Origin of the sequence: Pseudomonas proteolytica (genome assembly GCF_007858275.1) — a bacterium.
Taxonomy (GTDB): Bacteria; Pseudomonadota; Gammaproteobacteria; order Pseudomonadales; family Pseudomonadaceae; genus Aquipseudomonas; species Aquipseudomonas proteolytica.
In genome coordinates, this window is record NZ_VFEV01000001.1 from 136,342 (window position 1) to 154,364 (window position 18,023).

An 18,023-nucleotide genomic window follows, 5' to 3' on the forward strand; every position below is an offset into this window, starting at 1 on the left:
AAAAGGTGGAGAGTCGATCTATAAGCCGGGTTCTGTCTTGAACAGTCATTCGTCTACGATGGCCATCACTGGACATCTTTAGCAACCTACCCGGTTCCAGCGCGGGCCACGCCTTGGAACCCTATTTGGTCTTGCTCCAAGTGGGGTTTACCTAGCCACGAACTGTTGCCAGTCGTGCGGTGCGCTCTTACCGCACCTTTTCACCCTTACCGGCACCGAAGTGCTTAGGCGGTTATTTTCTGTGGCACTTTCCGTAGGCTCACGCCCCCCAGGCATTACCTGGCACTTCGCCCTATGGAGCCCGGACTTTCCTCCCCCCCCTAATTTTCATAGAGGGCAGCGACTGTCCAATCGACTCTCCGCCGCGAAGGTTAACGGCACGGCGGCCTTAGAACAAGTATTAAAAGACAGCATTGCCATCATGTTCCGACGTCGTGCACGTTAAACCCAGGAACTATTCGCTCTTTTGCTTATCAAGCGCGGCCTGATACAACACGTTCTTGCGCACTCCGGTTATTTCCGCCGCCAGGGCCGCGGCACGCTTGAGCGGCATCTCCTTGAGCAACAGGTCCAGCACGCGCATGGCTTCGCTACCCACCGCGTCTTCGCTTTGCGGTGCAGTCCAACCCGCAACCAGTACCACGCACTCGCCACGCTGCTGATTGCTGTCACCCTCGACAAAGGCGCGCAACGCTTCCAGAGGCAGACCCTTGAGGGTTTCAAAGGTCTTGGTCAGTTCCCGCGCCAGCAGCGCCAGGCGCTCGCCACCGAAGACCAGTTCCATGTCTTGCAGGCACTCAAGGATACGGTGCGGTGCTTCGTAGAAGATCAGGGTGCGCGGCTCTTCCTTCAATAACTCCAGGCGCGCCCGCCGCCCCACGGCCTTGGCCGGCAGGAAACCTTCGAAGATAAAGCGGTCGGACGGCAGGCCCGCCGCCGACAACGCGGCAATCAACGCGCACGCACCGGGAACCGGGACTACATTGATACCAGCGGCACGTGCCTGGCGCACCAGGTGGTAGCCAGGGTCGGAGATCAGCGGCGTACCAGCGTCGGAAATCAACGCCACGTCGTCGCCCGCAAGCAGGCGGGTAATAAAGCGGCTGCCTTCGTCACGCTCGTTATGTTCATGGCAGGCGGCCAATGGCGTGGCAATACCAAAGTGCTGCATCAAGCGCAGGGAGTGCCGGGTGTCTTCCGCAGCAATCAATTTGACGTCACGCAACACTTTCAGCGCCCGTGCACTGATGTCGTCCAGGTTGCCAATGGGCGTCGCCACCACAAAAAGCGAGCCAGCAGTGGAATTCAAAGGACCTGGAGCAGTCAAAGCGCACACCTCGAAGATTGGCAAAAGCCATATTGTAGCGCGTAGACGTCAAGAAAATGCGCCGACGAGGTTGCGTCCAGAAGGTCTGTTTGCGGCGGTTACCGACGCCCTGCAACATTTAAACGATCTAAATAGACGGTTTCACGCCACTAACATCGCGCCCCGGCCAGTGCTTGGGTACAATTCCACGCTAATTTGATCGGTATCAGGAACACTTACATGATCGCTTGCCTGCGGCTGTTCTCTGCCCTTTGCCTGGCTGCCCTGTTGGCGGCTTGCGCAAGCTCGCCCTCGTCAAGCCTTGGCGAACTCCCACGGACCCCGGATGCCACCATCGAGCAACTGCTCGAACAGGCGACTTCGGCCAAGACCCCGGAAAAAGCTGCACTGCTGCGCCTGAGCGCGGCAGACATGGCCTTTCACCAGAACAACCCCGGCCGCTCTGCGCAGATCCTCGCGCAAGTGCCATTGGACAGCCTCAAACCGGCCGCCCAGGTCTTTGCCAGCACCCTCACGGCAGAACTGGCGATGACCCGCAACCAGCCGAAGGCTGCGTTGACGGCGCTGGGCCATCCAAGCCTGCAAAACCTCAAGGAATTGCCGCCGGAGCAACAGATCCGCACTGGCACCGTGCATGCTCGCGCCTATGAAGCCGACGGCCAGACCCTGGCTGCCGCCCGTGAACGCGTAGCCATGGCGCCGCTGCTCACCGGTGATGCCGCCGCCAGCAACCACGACGCCATCTGGAGCCTGATTGCCGCCGTGCCTGGCGAGCAGTTGCAGGCCAGTGGCAACCCGACTCTCGATGGCTGGATCACCCTGGCGCAGGCCGTGAAAAACGCCGGCACCCTGGAGCAGCAGCAAGCCGCCATCGACACCTGGCGCGCGCAGAACCCTGCGCACCCGGCTGCGGTGCAACTGCCGACGCCGCTGACCAAGCTCAAGGAGCTGGCCAGCCAGCCGCTGAATAAAATCGCCCTGCTGCTACCACAGCAAGGTCCGCTGGCCAGCGTGGCCAAGGCCCTGCGCGAAGGTTTCATGGCCGCCCATTACCAGGCGCAGCAGGCCGGGCAGAAGCCGCCGGTCATCCAGGTCTATGACAGCTCACGCGTCAGCTCCATCGATGAGTTCTACAAGCAGGCCCAGGCTGACGGCGTGCAATTGGTTGTCGGCCCACTGGAAAAACCGCTGGTCAAGCAACTCAGTGCCCGCCCGCAATTGCCTATCACCACCCTGGCCCTGAACTACAGCGAAGGCGACCAAGGCTCGGCCCAACTGTTCCAGTTCGGCCTCGCGGCCGAGGACGAAGCCCGTGAAGTGTCGCGCCGCGCCCGCGCTGACGGCCTGCACCGCGCCGCTGCCATGGTGCCCAAAGGCGAATGGGGCGAGCGCGTGTTCAAGGCCTTCCGCCAGGACTGGGAAGCCAACGGCGGCACCCTGATCGGCGTCGAATATGTCGACCAGCCGGTGGCCCTGGCCCAGCAAATCGCCGACCTGTTCAAGCTGCGCCAGAGCGAAGGTCGCGCCAAGAGCCTGCAAAGCACGGTTGGCGCTGACGTCGCGGCACAGCCATCGCGTCGCCAGGATATCGAGTTCATCTTCCTCGCTGTGACACCGCAACAGGCCCAGCAGATCAAGCCGACGCTGAACTTCCAGTACGCGGGTGATGTGCCGGTGTACGCCACGTCCCACGTGTTCAGCGCCAGCGGCGACAAGAACCAGTACAACGACATGAACGGCATTATGTTCTGCGAGACGCCGTGGCTGCTCAACACCACCGACCCGCTGCGCAACCAGGTCGCTACACAATGGCCACAAGCCAATGGCAGCCTGGGCCGCCTGTACGCGATGGGTGTTGATGCCTACCGCCTGGCGCCGCGCCTGGGTCAGCTCAAGGCGCTGCCTGATACCCGTATCGAGGGTCTTTCCGGCAACCTGGGCATGAGCCCGAGCCAGCGGATCGAACGCCAGATGCCGTGGGCCAAGTTTGTCAGTGGCCAGATCGAACGCCTGCCCGATACCCCGCGCTGATGCCCCCACGCTCCAGCGCACAAAGCGGCAAGGACGCCGAACAACAAGCACTTGAACACTTGCAGCAACAGGGTCTGCGCCTACTGGCGCAGAACTGGTTGTGTAAACGCGGCGAGCTTGATCTGGTCATGCTTGACGGCGATACAGTAGTATTTGTCGAAGTCCGCTACAGAAAATACGCACAATGGGGTGGCGCACTCGCCAGTATCGACGAGCGCAAACGCCAAAAGCTGATACTCGCCGCGCAGTTTTTCCTGCTCAGTGAACGTCGCTGGGCTGACTCACCCTGCCGTTTCGATGTGGTCGCCATAGAAAGCACCGCCCACGGAACCGCTGATCTGAACTGGCTGCGCAACGCCTTCGATGGTTGAGCGCCACCACTACGGATCGGACATCTTCACCGCACACTTTTGCTCTTTGCTTTGCGGGCTGCACATTCGTGTGCCATACAGCCGCGCTACTTAAGGTCACACAGATGGACATGCAATCCCGAATTCGCCAGCTTTTCCAGGCCAGTATCGATACCAAGCAACAGGCGATGGACGTACTTGCACCGCACATCGAGCAAGCCAGCCAGGTCATGGTCAACGCCCTGCTCAACGAAGGCAAAATGCTTTCGTGCGGCAACGGTGGTTCGGCCGGCGACGCCCAGCATTTCTCTTCGGAGCTGCTCAACCGCTTTGAGCGCGAGCGCCCGAGCTTGCCGGCGATCGCACTGACCACCGACTCGTCGACGATCACCTCGATCGCCAACGACTACAGCTACAACGAAATCTTTTCCAAACAAATCCGTGCCCTCGGCCAACCGGGCGATGTGCTGCTGGCTATTTCAACCAGCGGCAACTCGGCGAACATTATTCAAGCGATCCAGGCCGCACATGATCGCGAAATGATTGTCGTAGCATTGACCGGGCGCGACGGCGGCGGCATGGCCTCGCTGCTATTGCCTGAAGACGTGGAAATCCGCGTCCCGGCCAATGTCACTGCACGTATTCAGGAAGTCCATCTGCTGACGATCCACTGCCTGTGCGATCTGATCGACAGCCAACTGTTCGGGAGTGAAGAATGACCGTTAACCGCCTCAGCCTTATGGCCATCACGCTGTGCCTCGCTATCAGCGGCTGCACCTCGGCCATTACTGCCACCCGCGACACACCGATCCAGGACGACCGGGGCACACGCACCTTTGGCAGCAAGATCGATGACTCGCTGATCGAAACCAAGGTCGGCGTCAACGTGGCCAAGGCCGCGCCCGACCTGGGCAACGGTGCATCGCGCATTGTCGTGACCAGCTTCAACGGCATCGTGCTGCTCGCCGGGCAAACCCCGCGCGCCGACCTCAAGACCCAGGCTGAACAAGCCGCCTCGACCGTACAACGGGTCAAGAAGGTCCACAACGAATTGCAGGTCGCACAACCCATCACCCTGCTGGCTATCAGCAACGATGCGGTGCTGACCACCAAGATCAAGGCGCAGATGCTGACCGACAGCGCGATTCCCGGCTCTCGGATCAAGGTCGTGACCGACAACGGCATCGTCTACCTGATGGGCCTGTTGACCCAGCAGGAGGCCACCCGCGCTACCAACCTGGTACAGGGTGTGTCCGGAGTACAGAAAATCGTGAAGCTGTTCGAATACATCGACTGATGTAATCACCAGCCACAAAAAAGGGCGCCGTGCATTGACTGCACGGCGCCCTTTTTATTGGCTGGTGGTTACTGGTACTGCTGGTATGGATTGCCCTGGAACTGGTTGTTCTGCTGCTGTTGCTGCGCCGGCTGGCCATACTGCTGGCCGGGAATCGGACCAAGGTTGACCTCCACGCGACGGTTCTGCGCGCGACCATTGACGTCGGCGTTGCTGGCAATCGGGTTATCCGGGCCGGCACCACGGGTGGTCAGGTTGGTCGGGCTGACACCTTGGGAGGTCAGGTAATTGGCCACGCTTTGCGCACGACGCTGGGACAGGTCCATATTGAGCTGGCGGCTGCCGGTGCTGTCGGTATAACCGACGATCTGGATGGTGTTCTGATTGAACTGCTTGAGCGAACCGGCCAGGTTATTCAGTGGGGTATAGAAGCTGCTGGCGATAGCATCGGAGTTGGTGGCGAACGTGATGTTACCCGGCATGATCAACTTGATCTGATCACCCTGGCGCTGCACCTCGACGCCGGTGTTGGCCATGCTTTCGCGCAGTTTCTTTTCCTGCTGGTCAGCGTAATAGCCATAACCCGCAGCACCGATACCCGCCACTGCTGCGCCGATCAGCGCGCCCTTGCCACGGTTGTTATGGTCAATGGCCGCACCGGCCAGCGCACCCGCCAGCGCGCCGAGGCCGCCGTACTTGGCGGTTTTGCTCATGCCTTGTGAACCGTTGTCCGCCTGTCCCTGGCTGCCATCGTAAGGATTAGGGGAAGCACAGCCCGACAATAGGGCTACCGCGGTAGCAACAACAAGCAGACGACGCGAAGTGAACATGAAGGAAGCTCCTACTTTTGCATTCTGTGATGCAGAGGACATTGGCAATGGACCTGTGCCGAGTTTGGAACGCGACAAACGGCAAAAATTCCATGACCGGCCTCTGTCCTGTAACAAAAGATGGAGGCCGGTGCAGCTACCTAAACCCTAGCAGAGCCTCGCGATTTCACGCCCTGACGAACGGATTCTCACGCATTTCATCCCCCAGGCGCGTATCCGGGCCATGCCCCGTCACCACGGTCGCGTCTTCGTCCAGGGTATACAGGCGCTGCTGGATCGAACGCACGATGGTTGCCTGGTCGCCACCCCACAAATCCGTACGCCCTACCCCGCGCCGGAACAAGGTGTCCCCGGCGATCAGCAGCTTGGCATCGGCAAACCAGAAACTCATGGAACCCGGCGTATGCCCAGGCGTGTGCAAAGCCACGCCACAGCCACAGGCCAACTCCTCATCATCGGCCAGCCAACGATCCGGCGACGGCACCGGAGTGTAGGGCACACCGAACATCTGGCACTGCATTTCCAGGTTATCCCACAGGAACTGATCTTCCTTGTGCAGGTGCAGCGTGGCACCGGTCTTTTCTTTCAATTGGCCGGAAGCCAGGAAGTGATCCAGGTGCGCATGGGTATGAATGATGCTCACCACCTTCAAGCCCAGCGCATCCAGGCGCGCCAGGATCAGCTCATGGTTGCCGCCCGGATCGACCACGATCGCCTTCTTGCTGATCGGGTCGCCGATGATCGTGCAGTTGCACTGCAATGGGCCGACGGGAAAGGTTTCGCGGATCAGTCGGGGAGTTGTCGCGTGCATAAGGAATCCCTTCTAGCTGTTGGCCCGTGCGGCGTGCAGTTTCTTGTAGCTGTCGATCAACCGCAGGTGTCGGTCCAGGCCTTCGAGCTTCATGCTGGTCGGCGTCAAGCCATGGAACCGCACGCTGCCCTGCACCGAACCGATGGCCGCATCCATGCGCTCGTTGCCAAACATCCGGCGGAAGTTGGCCTCGTAGTCTTCCAACTCCAGGTCTTCGTCCAGTTGCATCTCCAGCACCGCATTCACCGCCTGGTAGAACAGGCCGCGCTCGACGGTGTTGTCGTTGTATTGCAGGAACATCTCCACCGCCTCTTTCGCCTCTTCATACTGCTGCAGGGCGAGATAGATCAACAGCTTCAACTCCAGGATGGTCAACTGGCCCCATGCGGTGTTGTCGTCGAACTCGATGCCGATCAGCGTGGTGATATCGGTGTAGTCATCCAGCTCGCTTTCCACCAGGCGCTCGACCAGCGCTTGCAGGCCTTCCTCATCCAGGCTGTGCAAGTTCAGGATATCGGCGCGGAAGAACAACGCCTTGTTGGTGTTATCCCAGATCAGGTCGTCAACCGGATAGATTTCCGAATAGTCCGGCACCAGGATGCGGCAGGCCTTGGCGCCGATATGCTCGTAGACCGCCATGTAGACCTGCTTGCCCATGCCTTCGAGAATGCCGAACAACGTGGCGGCCTCTTCGGCGTTGGAGTCTTCGCCCTGGCCAGAGAAGTCCCATTCCACAAATTCGTAATCGGACTTGGCACTGAAGAAGCGCCACGACACCACGCCACTGGAGTCGATGAAGTGTTCGACAAAGTTGTTCGGCTCGGTGACCGCATGACCTTCGAAGGTCGGCTGCGGCAAGTCATTCAGGCCTTCGAAACTGCGGCCCTGGAGCAACTCGGTCAAGCTGCGCTCCAGCGCCACTTCCAGGCTTGGGTGGGCACCGAACGAGGCAAACACCCCGCCGGTACGCGGGTTCATCAGGGTCACGCACATCACCGGGAATTCGCCGCCCAGGGAGGCGTCCTTGACCAGCACCGGGAACCCCTGTTCTTCCAGGGCCTGGATACCGGCGAGGATGCCCGGGTATTTGGCCAGCACGTGGGCCGGGACATCCGGCAGGGCGAATTCGCCTTCGATGATTTCGCGTTTCACCGCGCGCTCGAAGATCTCCGACAGGCACTGCACCTGGGCTTCGGCCAGGGTGTTACCGGCACTCATGCCGTTGCTCAGGTACAGGTTTTCGATCAGGTTGGAGGGGAAATACACCACCTCGCCGTCCGACTGACGCACGAACGGCAGCGAGACGATGCCACGCTCCTCGTTGCCGGAGTTGGTGTCGATCAGGTGCGAACCACGCAATTCGCCATCGCGGTTGTAGATCTTCAGGCAGTACTCGTCGAGGATCTCAGGCGGCAGCGCATCTTTGCGGCCCGGCTTGAACCAGCGCTCGTCCGGGTAATGCACAAACGCCGCGTTGGCGATGTCTTCGCCCCAGAACTGGTCGTTGTAGAAGAAGTTGCAGTTCAGGCGTTCGATAAACTCGCCCAGGGCCGACGCCAGTGCGCCTTCCTTGGTCGCGCCCTTGCCGTTGGTAAAGCACATCGGCGAATGGGCATCGCGGATGTGCAGCGACCAGACATTGGGCACGATATTGCGCCACGAGGCGATTTCAATCTTCATGCCCAGGCCCGCCAGAATCGCCGACATGTTGGCGATGGTCTGCTCCAGCGGCAGGTCCTTGCCTGCGATATAGGTGCCCGCGTCTGAAGCAGAAGCCGGCATCAACAATGCCTGGGCGTCGGCGTCGAGGTTTTCCACCTCTTCGATGACAAACTCAGGCCCGGCCTGGACCACCTTCTTGACCGTGCAGCGGTCGATGGAGCGCAGGATGCCTTGGCGATCCTTGTCGGAAATATCCGCGGGCAACTCGACCTGAATCTTGAAGATCTGGTTGTAGCGGTTTTCCGGGTCGACAATGTTGTTCTGCGACAGGCGGATGTTGTCCGTGGGGATATTGCGCGTGCTGCAGTACAACTTCACAAAGTAAGCCGCGCACAACGCCGACGAAGCCAGGAAGTAGTCGAACGGACCGGGGGCCGAGCCATCGCCCTTGTAGCGAATCGGCTGGTCGGCCACCACGGTGAAGTCATCGAACTTGGCTTCAAGCCGGAGGTTGTCGAGAAAATTGACCTTGATTTCCATGCGGGATTACCAGAATAGCGGAGCAAACGAATTGGCCGCCATTATCCGGCTTTTGCAGCGCAAGTCTCCCCCTTACCCCAACAACCCCATCTCCTGTGCCCGCGCGACCGCCTGAGTGCGGCGCTCGACCCCCAGTTTGCTGTTGATATGACTGGCGTGGGTCTTGACGGTGTGCAGCGAGATAAACAGCTGGTTGCTGATTTCCTGGTTGGAGCACCCTTGGGCGATCAACTGCAGCACCGCCAACTCACGGGCGCTCAAGGTTTCGCTGGAGTGGCTGGTTTCGACCGGCTCACGCGGGGCAACCGCCGGCAGCAGGGCCCACAGGCTTTGCCGTAGCAAGTCACGCGGCGCTTGGAGTTGCTCGCGCATCCACTCGGGATAACGCTCCAACAGGCGCTGGAAGGGTTGCAACGCGCCGCCGCTCGCCATTTGCAGAGCCCGGGCAAAAACCGGCCGAGCTGACGCTGCCTGGCCATCATCCAGCAACAACAAGGTGTGCTGGTTCAGGGCCATCACCGCGATCATCTGCTGGCCCTTGCCTTCAGCCTGCCGGGCGAGCGCATCGAGCCGACGCAGGGCGCTTTCGGAGTGACCACGAATGGCCTCCAGGGCCGCCTGTTGCAATTCGATATGTTGCGGCAGATGTGGATGAAACTCCGGGGCCGCCGCTGCCTGGTCGCCGTTATAGGTCTGCCCCAGGCGTACCAGCCAGGCATCGGCCAGGTCAGTACGGCCCTGGGCCAGCCACAACTCGCATTTGATCAGGGTAATCATGGCCAGGTAGTAAATCGGCGGCACATCCCAGATATGCATCAGCCGCTCGGCTTCGGCCAGTTCGGCAAAGGCCTTGGGGAAGTCGCCACGGCGCCCCTCAAGGTTGGCGATGACACAGTGGCCGATCAGCACGCTGATATCCCGGCAGGCGCGGGCCTCGGCAAGCCCCGCGCGCAGGCGCAACAGGCCGGCTTCGGGCTGGCAACGCATCAACAACAGGAACCCTTCGTACAGCGCAAGTCGCGCGCGCACCGCATACAGGCGCTGGGACGCCAGGCCCTGCAAGCGTTGCAGGCCGTCACGCACTTCCTCCAGGGAACGCAGGATTTCCCCACGCGCCTGCAGCACCCGCGCCCGGTCGTAATGGGCCAGGGCCTCGAACAGCGGGTTGCCGACGCGTTGCGCCAGCTCCAGGGATTCGCGATTCAAGCCCCGCGCGCGCCACAGGTCGGCATCGACGATGGCTAGGTTCGACAAGGTCGACAGGCACATCAAGCGCTGGCCGTAACGCTTGTGCGGCAGGCTTTCCAGGGCTTCGCTGCAATACAACTGGGTCAACTCGCGATTGCCGCGCCCCCGGGCAATGATGCCGCTGAGGGCCAGCCATTGGGCAAGCATCGACTTCTGCGCCGTGGCGGACGGTGCTGGCAAGAAACGGCTGAGATGGCTGGACAATTCCTCTGCGGCGTCCAACTGACAGGCCAGCCCCAGTGCCCAGCTGTAGAGCACGATCAGGCGTGGCGTGCTGATCAACAGGCTGTCGGGCAAGTCCATCTTCCAACGCAGGAGCATGCCGACGTTCTGTTCGGCCAGCAGTTGCTCTTCGGAGAGGTTCTGCACCAGGTTCGCCGCTACATCCAGATGCCCCGCGCGCAGCGCCTGTTCGACCGCCTCATCGAGCAAGCCCTGGGCATTGAACCAGCGACAAGCGCGCAAGTGCAGGCTGGCGGCCGGCAGCATCGCGTTCGGTGAGCGCCGGGTGCGCAGCAAATCGGAAAACAGGTGGTGATAGCGATACCAGTGGCCCTGCTCGTCCAGCGGCACCAGGAACACTTGGTGGGCTTGCAGGTAACGCAGGATCTCCGCACTGTCATGGGCCTCGCGCACGGCGTCGCACAGCTCGCTGCAAAAGCGCTCCTGGGAAGCAGTGTCATAGAGGAAGGCCTGGACCTCTGGCGGCAGGCAGTCGATCACCTCTTCCAGCAGATAGTCACGGATCAGCCCTTCCCCACCATGCAGGCCTTGGGGCAGGTCGGCCTCGCTGCCGGCTTCGGAGGCCGCCAGCAACCAAAAACGCAGGCCGGCAACCCAGCCTTCGCTACGGCGGATCAGGTTGTCCAGTGCCTCACCGCGCAACGAGCTGCTATGGCGGTCGAGCAAGGCCAGGGATTCATCGTTGGTCAGGCGCAGGTCCTGTTCGTGCAACTCCAGCAAATGCCGGGACAAACGCAACCGCGCCAGATGCCAATCGGGACGCTGGCGGCTGGTGACCAGCACCAACAAGCCATCGGGCAAATGGTTGAGAAAAAACTGCAGGCAGCGATCCAGCACCGGGCCCTGGGCCAGGTGATAGTCATCCAGCACCAGCAACAAGGGCGCGCGGGTGGAAAGGCAGACGGTTAGTTCATCGAGCAGGCCATCGAGCCACTCTTCAAAGGCAAACGGTTGATGGCGCTGGCGCATTTTCAACAGGCCCAGGGCCTGGTTGCCTACCTGCGGGAAATACTGTTGCAGACCTTCCAGCAGACGCTCAAGGAAACGTCCCGGATCACTGTCCCGCGAACTGAGACCCAGCCACAGGCTTTGCCAGTGATCGGGCAGGCTTTGGCAAAACTCCACCGCCAGCGAGCTTTTGCCAAACCCGGCTGGCGCGCTGACTAGCAGCAAACGGCCATCCAGGCCCGCGCTCAAACGCTCGCACAGGCGCGGGCGCAGCACATAGCCATCAGGCAGCGGGGGTCGATAGAAGCGCCCTTCCAGCGTGGGGATTACCGCACTGGCAGGCCCTTGGATTCGGGACAGATCAGTCATCGCCGGGCTCTTGTAGTAGGCTGTGGTCGGCATTGCAGATGTCGGCAGACTAGCGTTAAAAGCAGCAGCTTTGTAGATCTTTGCAACATTTGTCTGAAAAAGACTACAACAAGAAATAACCAGCGATGTTCAGGCCCCCCAAACAAATGTAGGAGCTGGCTTGCCTGCGATGGCATCGCCTCGGTATGTCAGATAGACCGAGGTGATGCCATCGCTGGCAAGCCAGCTCCTACAGAGGCCAACGTGTTTACTGCACGTTAGCGAACACCCTCTTGGCGCAGGGCTGCCGGGGTGAAGTCTTTGGTAGTGGCCGTAAAGCCGAAGTCATAGGCCTTCTTCTCTTCGTTCTTCATGCCCAGTGCCAGGTAACGGCCGGACTGCAGGTCGTAGAGGGTTTCGAGGGCGTACCACGGCACTTGCTTGTCGTAGTAGTTCTCGCCATGGGCTTCGGCCACGCGCCACAGTTGGCCACGACCGTCGTAGTGGTCGATCACGGCTGCTTGCCAGGTGTCTTCGTCGATATAGAAGTCACGTTTGGCGTAGATATGACGCTGGCCTTCCTTCAGGGTCGCGACCACGTGCCAGACGCGGCGCAGTTCATAACGTGCCAGGTCCTGGTTGATGTGGCCGGCCTTGATGATGTCGGCGTACTTGAGCTTCGGATCGTCGAGCTTGTAGCTGTTGGAGGCGATGTAGATTTCCTTCTTGCCTTCCAGCTTCCAGTCGTAACGATCCGGCGCGCCGTTGTACATGTCGAGGTTGTCGGAGGTCCGCAGGCCATCGGCAGCGGTACCCGGCCCGTCATAGGACACTTGCGGTGCACGACGCACACGGCGCTGGCCGGCGTTGTAGACCCATGCCGCGCGAGGCTCCTTCACCTGGTCCAGGGTCTCGTGTACCAGCAATACGCCACCGGCCAGACGCGCCGGTGCAGTCACTTGCTGCTTGAAGTAGAACAGGATATTGCCCGGATTGGCCGGATCGTAGTCCTTCATCTTGTCGCGGAACACGAACTGATCCTGGAAGTACACCAGGCTGTACGAGCCGTTGGCCTGCGGCGTGGCCTGGGTCACCAGACGCGTCACGCTGCCGCCGCGATAACGGGTGATGTGGTTCCAGATCACCTCGACCCCACTTTTTGGGATCGGGAACGGAATCGCGGTCTCGAAGTTTTCCAGGCCGTTACCGCCACCTACCAGGTTGGTGCTGGTGGCGTTTTTCTTGATGGAGGCGAACACTTCGGCCGGCACTGTGGCGCCGCGATGGGTGGTGTACACCGGCATCTTGAAGGTTTCGGGGTAGCGCTTGAACATCGCGTACTGCCCCGGCGCCAGCTTGTCTTTGTACTGCTCGACGTTCTGCGCGGTGATGGTGAACTGCGGTTGCTCGCTGGCATAAGGGTTGGCCAGGAAGCCCTTGGCATCCACGGCGCCGGCGTTGGTTGGCAGGGCTTTCCAGGCGGGGATGGTGCCGGCAGCGTTGCCGGCCATTTCCGCGCCCATCGGGGTCAGCGTGGTGCCCAGCTTGGCGGCTTCATCCGCCGAGACGGCCGCCATGACGCTGCTGGCCATGATCGACAGTCCCAGCACACCCACGTGCAACAGACTTTTGGTTATTTTCATGTTCTGGTCTTCCTGAAATGCAGTGTGCTTAGAAGTTCGCGCCGAAACTCAGGGCCACGAAATCGCGGTCAACCGACGTGTTGTAGTCGCCACCAAAGAAGTTGGTGTAGGCCAGGCTCGCGGTGTAGGTGTTCTGGTATTCCGCGTCCAGCCCCAGGCTCACCGCTTTGCGACCTTCTTCGAAGTTGCCGCCAGGACCTGGCGAGTAACCGTTCACGTCATGGGACCACGCCACGTTAGGCTTGAGGTTCACACCAGCGAAGACATCCGGGTATTCCCAGATCGCACGACCGCGGTAGCCCCAGGAAGTGGCGGTGGTGAAGCCGTCGTTGTTGCAATTGGCGGTACGGTTGCTGGCATCGGTGCCAGGCCCGGCGCCGGCGATGGTGCCGGAGTTAAGCGTTGCACAGAGGGCGCCTTGCCCTGGGCCATACACCGGGTCACGTCCGTAACGCGCTTTGTTACTGCTTTCCAGGCCACCGACATGGGTCACACCCACTTCACCGACCAACGTCAAGCGACTTGCTCCCATCACTTGATCGAAGAAGTGCGTGAAGGTCGTCTGGAACTGGGTAACTTCCTTACGCCGGTAGCCGTTCAGATCCTGGTCAGCAGAGCCTTTGAGTGGCGAAGCCGCCCCCAGGCCCAACAGCGGTGTTACGCCCGCATACAGAATATCGGTGGTATTGAGTTGCACCGGCGCATTCGGCCGATAGCTCAACTCACCGCTCCATGCGGTCCCTGTTGCCAGTGTGGTGGAGAAGCTCAAGCCATACAGCCGGATGTCCTCCGGGTACTCGACAAAGTAGCTGGAGTTGCCGGCCACAATCAGAGGACGCAACTGACTGGCACCGGGCACAGTCGTCAACGCGTTAGCGGCCGCGTAGGTCGCCGCAGAGGCGCCCCGGGCGCTGAAAATCGGCGCGCGGCTGTGATAGTTCATGAAGTAAGCACCGAACTCAGTGTCCAGCGGCTCAAAGTTGTAGTGCATGGCCACGCCGAACTGACCGCTGTCGCGTGCATCGCGATCAGGGCCACGCTTGACCAGTACACCCTCTTCATTGATGTTCACGCCAAACGCGTTCATCAACGGCAAGCCACCGCCCGCCGCGACCACTGAACGCTTGCTGAGCAAGCGCAAGTTGTCGCTGCAGCCGTCGGCAATCACATCGGGCTGGGAGAAGAATGTGCCGCAGTTGTCGGTGATCGTCTGGTCCCATTCCAATTGATAGAAGGCTTCTGCCGACAGGTTATCGGTCAAGGATTGCGACACGTAGAACATGTTGACCGGAATCAGGCCTTCCTTGATTTCGGCGCCCGGACGACGGAACGCAGACACGTCGATCGGGTTGACGGAGTTGATACCGCCGCCGATGAAAGTACTTTCACCCCAGCTCACGACTTGCTTACCGAACCGCACCGAACCCGGCGCATCGGCAATTGAGTAGTTGTGGTAGATGAACGCATCGAGGATCTGCCCGCCAGAAGACTTGGCGCCCTCTTTGCGGTTGTGATCGCTGATGTCCTTGAACTCGCGGCTCTCATCCTTGAGTTCAAAGTCATACCAATACTTGCCACGCACAAACACACCGGTATCGCCGTACTTCAGCTCCAGGTCATGGATACCCTTGAAAATCTTCGAGAACGTCTCCCCACGCTTGAAGTTCAAGTGACCGTCATCGGAGGTCTGCGACAGGCCCTTGCCACCGTTGTTGACACCAATCAGGTCGCGATCGGGCTTGGCCGTGCTCCAGCTGGCCCCCACCGACAGGGATGAGTCGAAGCTGCCTTCGACTTCACCGATGTTGAAACTGACGCCGAATGCGGGCCCGGCGAGGGTCGAGGCAAGACTGACCGCCAGGGGCAATCTCGCCCGGCGCCAGAACTGATTTACTGAGGTCATCGACGCTACTCCATGTGCATTTTATTGTTATGGCAGTGAGCCTTTTCAAACACGCTTGTAACGGCCGGAATACAACGATTCCAATGCCAGACAGCCGCCGTACCACCCAGGACCGCAGCGCCGCATCCTTGAAAAACTCTGGGAGGGACTATAGCCAGCAGGGGGTATCGCTTGATCCCTCTAAAGTGTGATTTGCATCACCAACCCGTCTGCAACAGCCCTTTCGCCATGTCAGCGAAGGCTGACGCGAGAGAGGATGGCTCAAATCTGGGAAATGACAAGGCGAAGGCTTGTGATAGAGCATTGCCGTGCCCGAACGGGCACGGCGCAAAGGGTCAGAGCGTGGAGAGGAAGGTGCTGTTATTGGCCTGCCATTCGACGATGTCGATACGGATACGCTTCTTGTCCAGCTTGCCGACGCTGGTCTTGGGAATTTCCGTAACAATGGCAATCTGACTGGGGATTGCCCACTTGCTCAAGTGGCCCTGCTCGACATACGGCTTGAGGTGTTCCTTGAGTTCACGGGCGCCAATCCCGTGCCCTTCACGGACCACCAACAGCGCAAACGGGCGCTCGCCCCACTGCGGGTCGGCAATCCCCACCACCGCTACTTCGCGTACCGCCGGGTGACGGCTGACCAGGTCTTCGAGGGCCAGGGACGAAATCCACTCGCCGCCAGTCTTGATCACGTCCTTGATGCGATCACGAATATCGATCACACCAAAGGCATCCAGGGTGGCCACGTCGCCCGTGTGCATCCAGCCGCCTTCCCAGAGCTCGGCGCCCTTCTGCGGCTCGTTGAAATAGCCTTCGCTAAGCCACGGCGCACGCAGCACCAGTTCGCCCTGGGACTCGCCATCGGCCGGCAGGAAGTTGCCAGCCCCGTCGATGATCGCAGCTTCCACCAACGGCCCGGGCACACCGGCCTTGATCCGATAGGTCGTGCGCTCGTCTTCGCTGCCGGCCATCAGTTCTTCATTGAGATGGGCACAGGACACCAGCGGCCCGGTCTCGGACATGCCATAGGCTGCGGTCAACTGGATGCCACGGGCCTTGGCCGCTTCATACAACGAACGGTTGAGTGCGCTGCCACCAATCACGATTTTCCAGCCGCCAAAATCCACGCCTTGGGCGGCCTTGGCGTTAAGCACCATCTGCAGGATGGTCGGCACGCAGTGGGAGAACGTGACCTTTTCCTTGCGCCACAACTCCACCAGGTATTCCGGGTCGTAGCGGCCCGGGTAGACCTGCTTCAGGCCGAGCATGGTCGCCACATAGGGCAAGCCCCAGGCGTGCACATGGAACATCGGCGTAATCGGCATGTACACGTCGTTGGTGCCGAGCAGGCGCACGCTGTCGACGCTGCCCATGATGGTCGCCACGCCGATGGTGTGCAGCACCAGCTGACGGTGGGTGAAATACACACCCTTGGGGTTACCGGTGGTGCCGGTGGTGTAGAAGGTGGTGGCCACCGAATGCTCGTCGAAGTCCTCGAAGGTGTATTGAGGACTGGCGGCGGCCAACAGGGTTTCGTACTCACCCACCAGGTTGGGCAGGTCGGCGGTTTTCTCGTCGCCATCGGTCAACAGCAAGGTCTTGTCGACCGTGGTCAACTGCCCGGCAATGGCCTGGTACAACCCGACGAACTCACTGTTGACCAGCACAAAGCGGTCTTCGGCGTGGTTCATCGTGTAGAGGATCTGCTCCGGCGACAGGCGCACGTTAATGGTGTGGATCACCGCGCCAATCATCGGGATGGCGAACATGCACTCCAGGTAACGGTGGCTGTCCCAGTCCATCACGGCCACGGTATCACCGGCCTTGACCCCGGCTGCGGTCAGCACGTTGGCCAGGCGGGCGACACGTTCGATCAGGGTCGGGTAGGTGTAGCGCAGCTTGTCGCGGTAGACGATTTCCCGGGTTTTCTCGTAGCGGGCACCCGACATCAACAGGCGCTTGATCAACAGCGGGTATTGGTAGGCGCCTTCTGCGGGCGGGATAACACGAGTCTGCAACATACGAATCCCTTTTTATGACTGCACGGTCTTGGCTAAAGGATTTGCACTGTAGAGACCTTGCACGCCGGCCAAATCAGCCGAAGGAATGATTTGCAGAGCGGGATGAATGCTAGCTTTGCGCCAGCATTCATTCAGCCGATGACGCGCCTAGCGCTCAGTGAGGGCCACTTTTACACCGATAGCAATCAGCACTGCGCCCATGCTCCGGTCAAACCAATGGCCCATGCGCGCAAAGCCGGCGCGCACGCGTTGTTGGCTGAACAGCATTGCCACCATGCAAAACCACAGGGCGGTGGCCACGGCCAGGTACAGGCCATAACCGGCCTGGATTGCCAGCGGCGTGTGGGGGTTGATCACCACGGTGAACAGTGACAGGAAAAACAGCGTGGCCTTGGGGTTCAGGCCATTGGTCACAAAGCCCGAGGTAAAGGCGCCGCGGGCAGTGCGCTCGCCCACTTCGCGGTGCAGGTCTTCTTCACTGGCAGGCTTGGCCGGTTGCGCACGCAGGGCCTTGAAGCCGATGTACAGCAGGTAGGCTGCCGCCGCCCATTTCAGGGCGTTGAACAGCACGATGGACTGGGACACGATCAAGCCGATACCGAGCAGCGAGTAGCCGACATGCAGGAAAATCGCCGAGCCGACGCCCAGCGCCGTCCAGGTACCCGCGCGCCGGCCATGGGTCACGCTCTCGCGTACCACCACGGCAAAGTCCGGCCCGGGACTGGCCACGGCCAGCAGGTGAATCAACGCCACGGTCAAAAACTCGGTGAGGTACATGCACACTCCAAGAAGTAACTGATTATTTCATCTGGTAGGCTCGGCAG

At 60.5% G+C, this 18,023-nt stretch carries 13 protein-coding genes and 1 other RNA gene; 4 read left to right on the forward strand and 10 right to left on the reverse strand.

Features of this window, described 5'->3' with window-relative positions; all coding sequences use genetic code 11:
* Nucleotides 1–5: 5 nt before the first annotated feature.
* An RNA gene (gene rnpB / locus FIV38_RS00595) (RNase P RNA component class A) lies at nt 6–359 on the reverse strand.
* 95 nt (nt 360–454) lie between these two features.
* Nucleotides 455–1,327 carry a 16S rRNA (cytidine(1402)-2'-O)-methyltransferase gene (gene rsmI, locus FIV38_RS00600; RefSeq protein WP_029297815.1) on the reverse strand — a complete coding sequence of 291 codons (873 nt, stop codon included), beginning with the start codon at nt 1,325–1,327 and terminating at the stop codon, nt 455–457.
* A gap of 219 nt (nt 1,328–1,546) precedes the next feature.
* Here rsmI and FIV38_RS00605 point away from each other — a divergent pair, with 219 nt between their 5' ends.
* The 4 genes from FIV38_RS00605 (at nt 1,547) to FIV38_RS00620 (ending at nt 5,005) form a co-directional block, all read left to right on the forward strand.
* Nucleotides 1,547–3,358, forward strand: a complete 1,812-nt coding sequence (locus FIV38_RS00605) for a penicillin-binding protein activator (protein WP_092238218.1) — start codon at nt 1,547–1,549, stop codon at nt 3,356–3,358.
* Entirely contained in the window at nt 3,358–3,729 is a 372-nt protein-coding gene (locus FIV38_RS00610) for a YraN family protein (RefSeq protein WP_029297812.1), read from the forward strand. Before FIV38_RS00605 ends, FIV38_RS00610 begins: the two co-directional genes overlap by 1 nt.
* A 104-nt stretch (nt 3,730–3,833) precedes the next feature.
* Nucleotides 3,834–4,427: a phosphoheptose isomerase gene (locus FIV38_RS00615; RefSeq protein WP_003171862.1), complete on the forward strand. Its 594-nt coding sequence runs from the start codon at nt 3,834–3,836 to the stop codon at nt 4,425–4,427.
* Nucleotides 4,424–5,005, forward strand: a complete 582-nt coding sequence (locus tag FIV38_RS00620) for a BON domain-containing protein (RefSeq protein WP_029297811.1) — start codon at nt 4,424–4,426, stop codon at nt 5,003–5,005. The genes FIV38_RS00615 and FIV38_RS00620 overlap by 4 nt, the downstream gene beginning before the upstream one ends.
* A gap of 68 nt (nt 5,006–5,073) precedes the next feature.
* On the opposite strand, the gene FIV38_RS00625 is transcribed toward FIV38_RS00620, so the two are convergent.
* The 8 genes from FIV38_RS00625 to FIV38_RS00665 form a co-directional block, all read right to left on the reverse strand.
* Complete coding sequence (locus FIV38_RS00625; protein ID WP_029297808.1) at nt 5,074–5,835, reverse strand: YiaD family glycine zipper/OmpA-like lipoprotein; 762 nt, start codon at nt 5,833–5,835, stop codon at nt 5,074–5,076.
* Between the two features lie 166 nt (nt 5,836–6,001).
* Nucleotides 6,002–6,646: an MBL fold metallo-hydrolase gene (locus FIV38_RS00630; protein ID WP_029297806.1), complete on the reverse strand. Its 645-nt coding sequence runs from the start codon at nt 6,644–6,646 to the stop codon at nt 6,002–6,004.
* A gap of 12 nt (nt 6,647–6,658) precedes the next feature.
* Complete coding sequence (locus tag FIV38_RS00635; protein ID WP_029297804.1) at nt 6,659–8,848, reverse strand: OsmC domain/YcaO domain-containing protein; 2,190 nt, start codon at nt 8,846–8,848, stop codon at nt 6,659–6,661.
* A 72-nt stretch (nt 8,849–8,920) separates the two neighbouring features.
* Complete coding sequence (locus FIV38_RS00640; RefSeq protein ID WP_092238222.1) at nt 8,921–11,656, reverse strand: winged helix-turn-helix domain-containing protein; 2,736 nt, start codon at nt 11,654–11,656, stop codon at nt 8,921–8,923.
* A 257-nt stretch (nt 11,657–11,913) separates the two neighbouring features.
* Nucleotides 11,914–13,278 (reverse strand): DUF1329 domain-containing protein, encoded by a 1,365-nt coding sequence (locus FIV38_RS00650; RefSeq protein WP_029297800.1) that lies wholly within the window; start codon nt 13,276–13,278, stop codon nt 11,914–11,916.
* A 28-nt stretch (nt 13,279–13,306) separates the two neighbouring features.
* Complete coding sequence (locus FIV38_RS00655; protein ID WP_092238225.1) at nt 13,307–15,181, reverse strand: DUF1302 domain-containing protein; 1,875 nt, start codon at nt 15,179–15,181, stop codon at nt 13,307–13,309.
* A gap of 335 nt (nt 15,182–15,516) precedes the next feature.
* Nucleotides 15,517–17,199: a fatty acid--CoA ligase gene (locus FIV38_RS00660; protein WP_092238228.1), complete on the reverse strand. Its 1,683-nt coding sequence runs from the start codon at nt 17,197–17,199 to the stop codon at nt 15,517–15,519.
* A 147-nt stretch (nt 17,200–17,346) separates the two neighbouring features.
* The gene (locus FIV38_RS00665) at nt 17,347–17,976 is read right to left on the reverse strand and encodes a LysE family translocator (protein WP_029297794.1); all 630 of its coding nucleotides are present in this window, start codon (nt 17,974–17,976) and stop codon (nt 17,347–17,349) included.
* Nucleotides 17,977–18,023 lie beyond the last annotated feature (47 nt).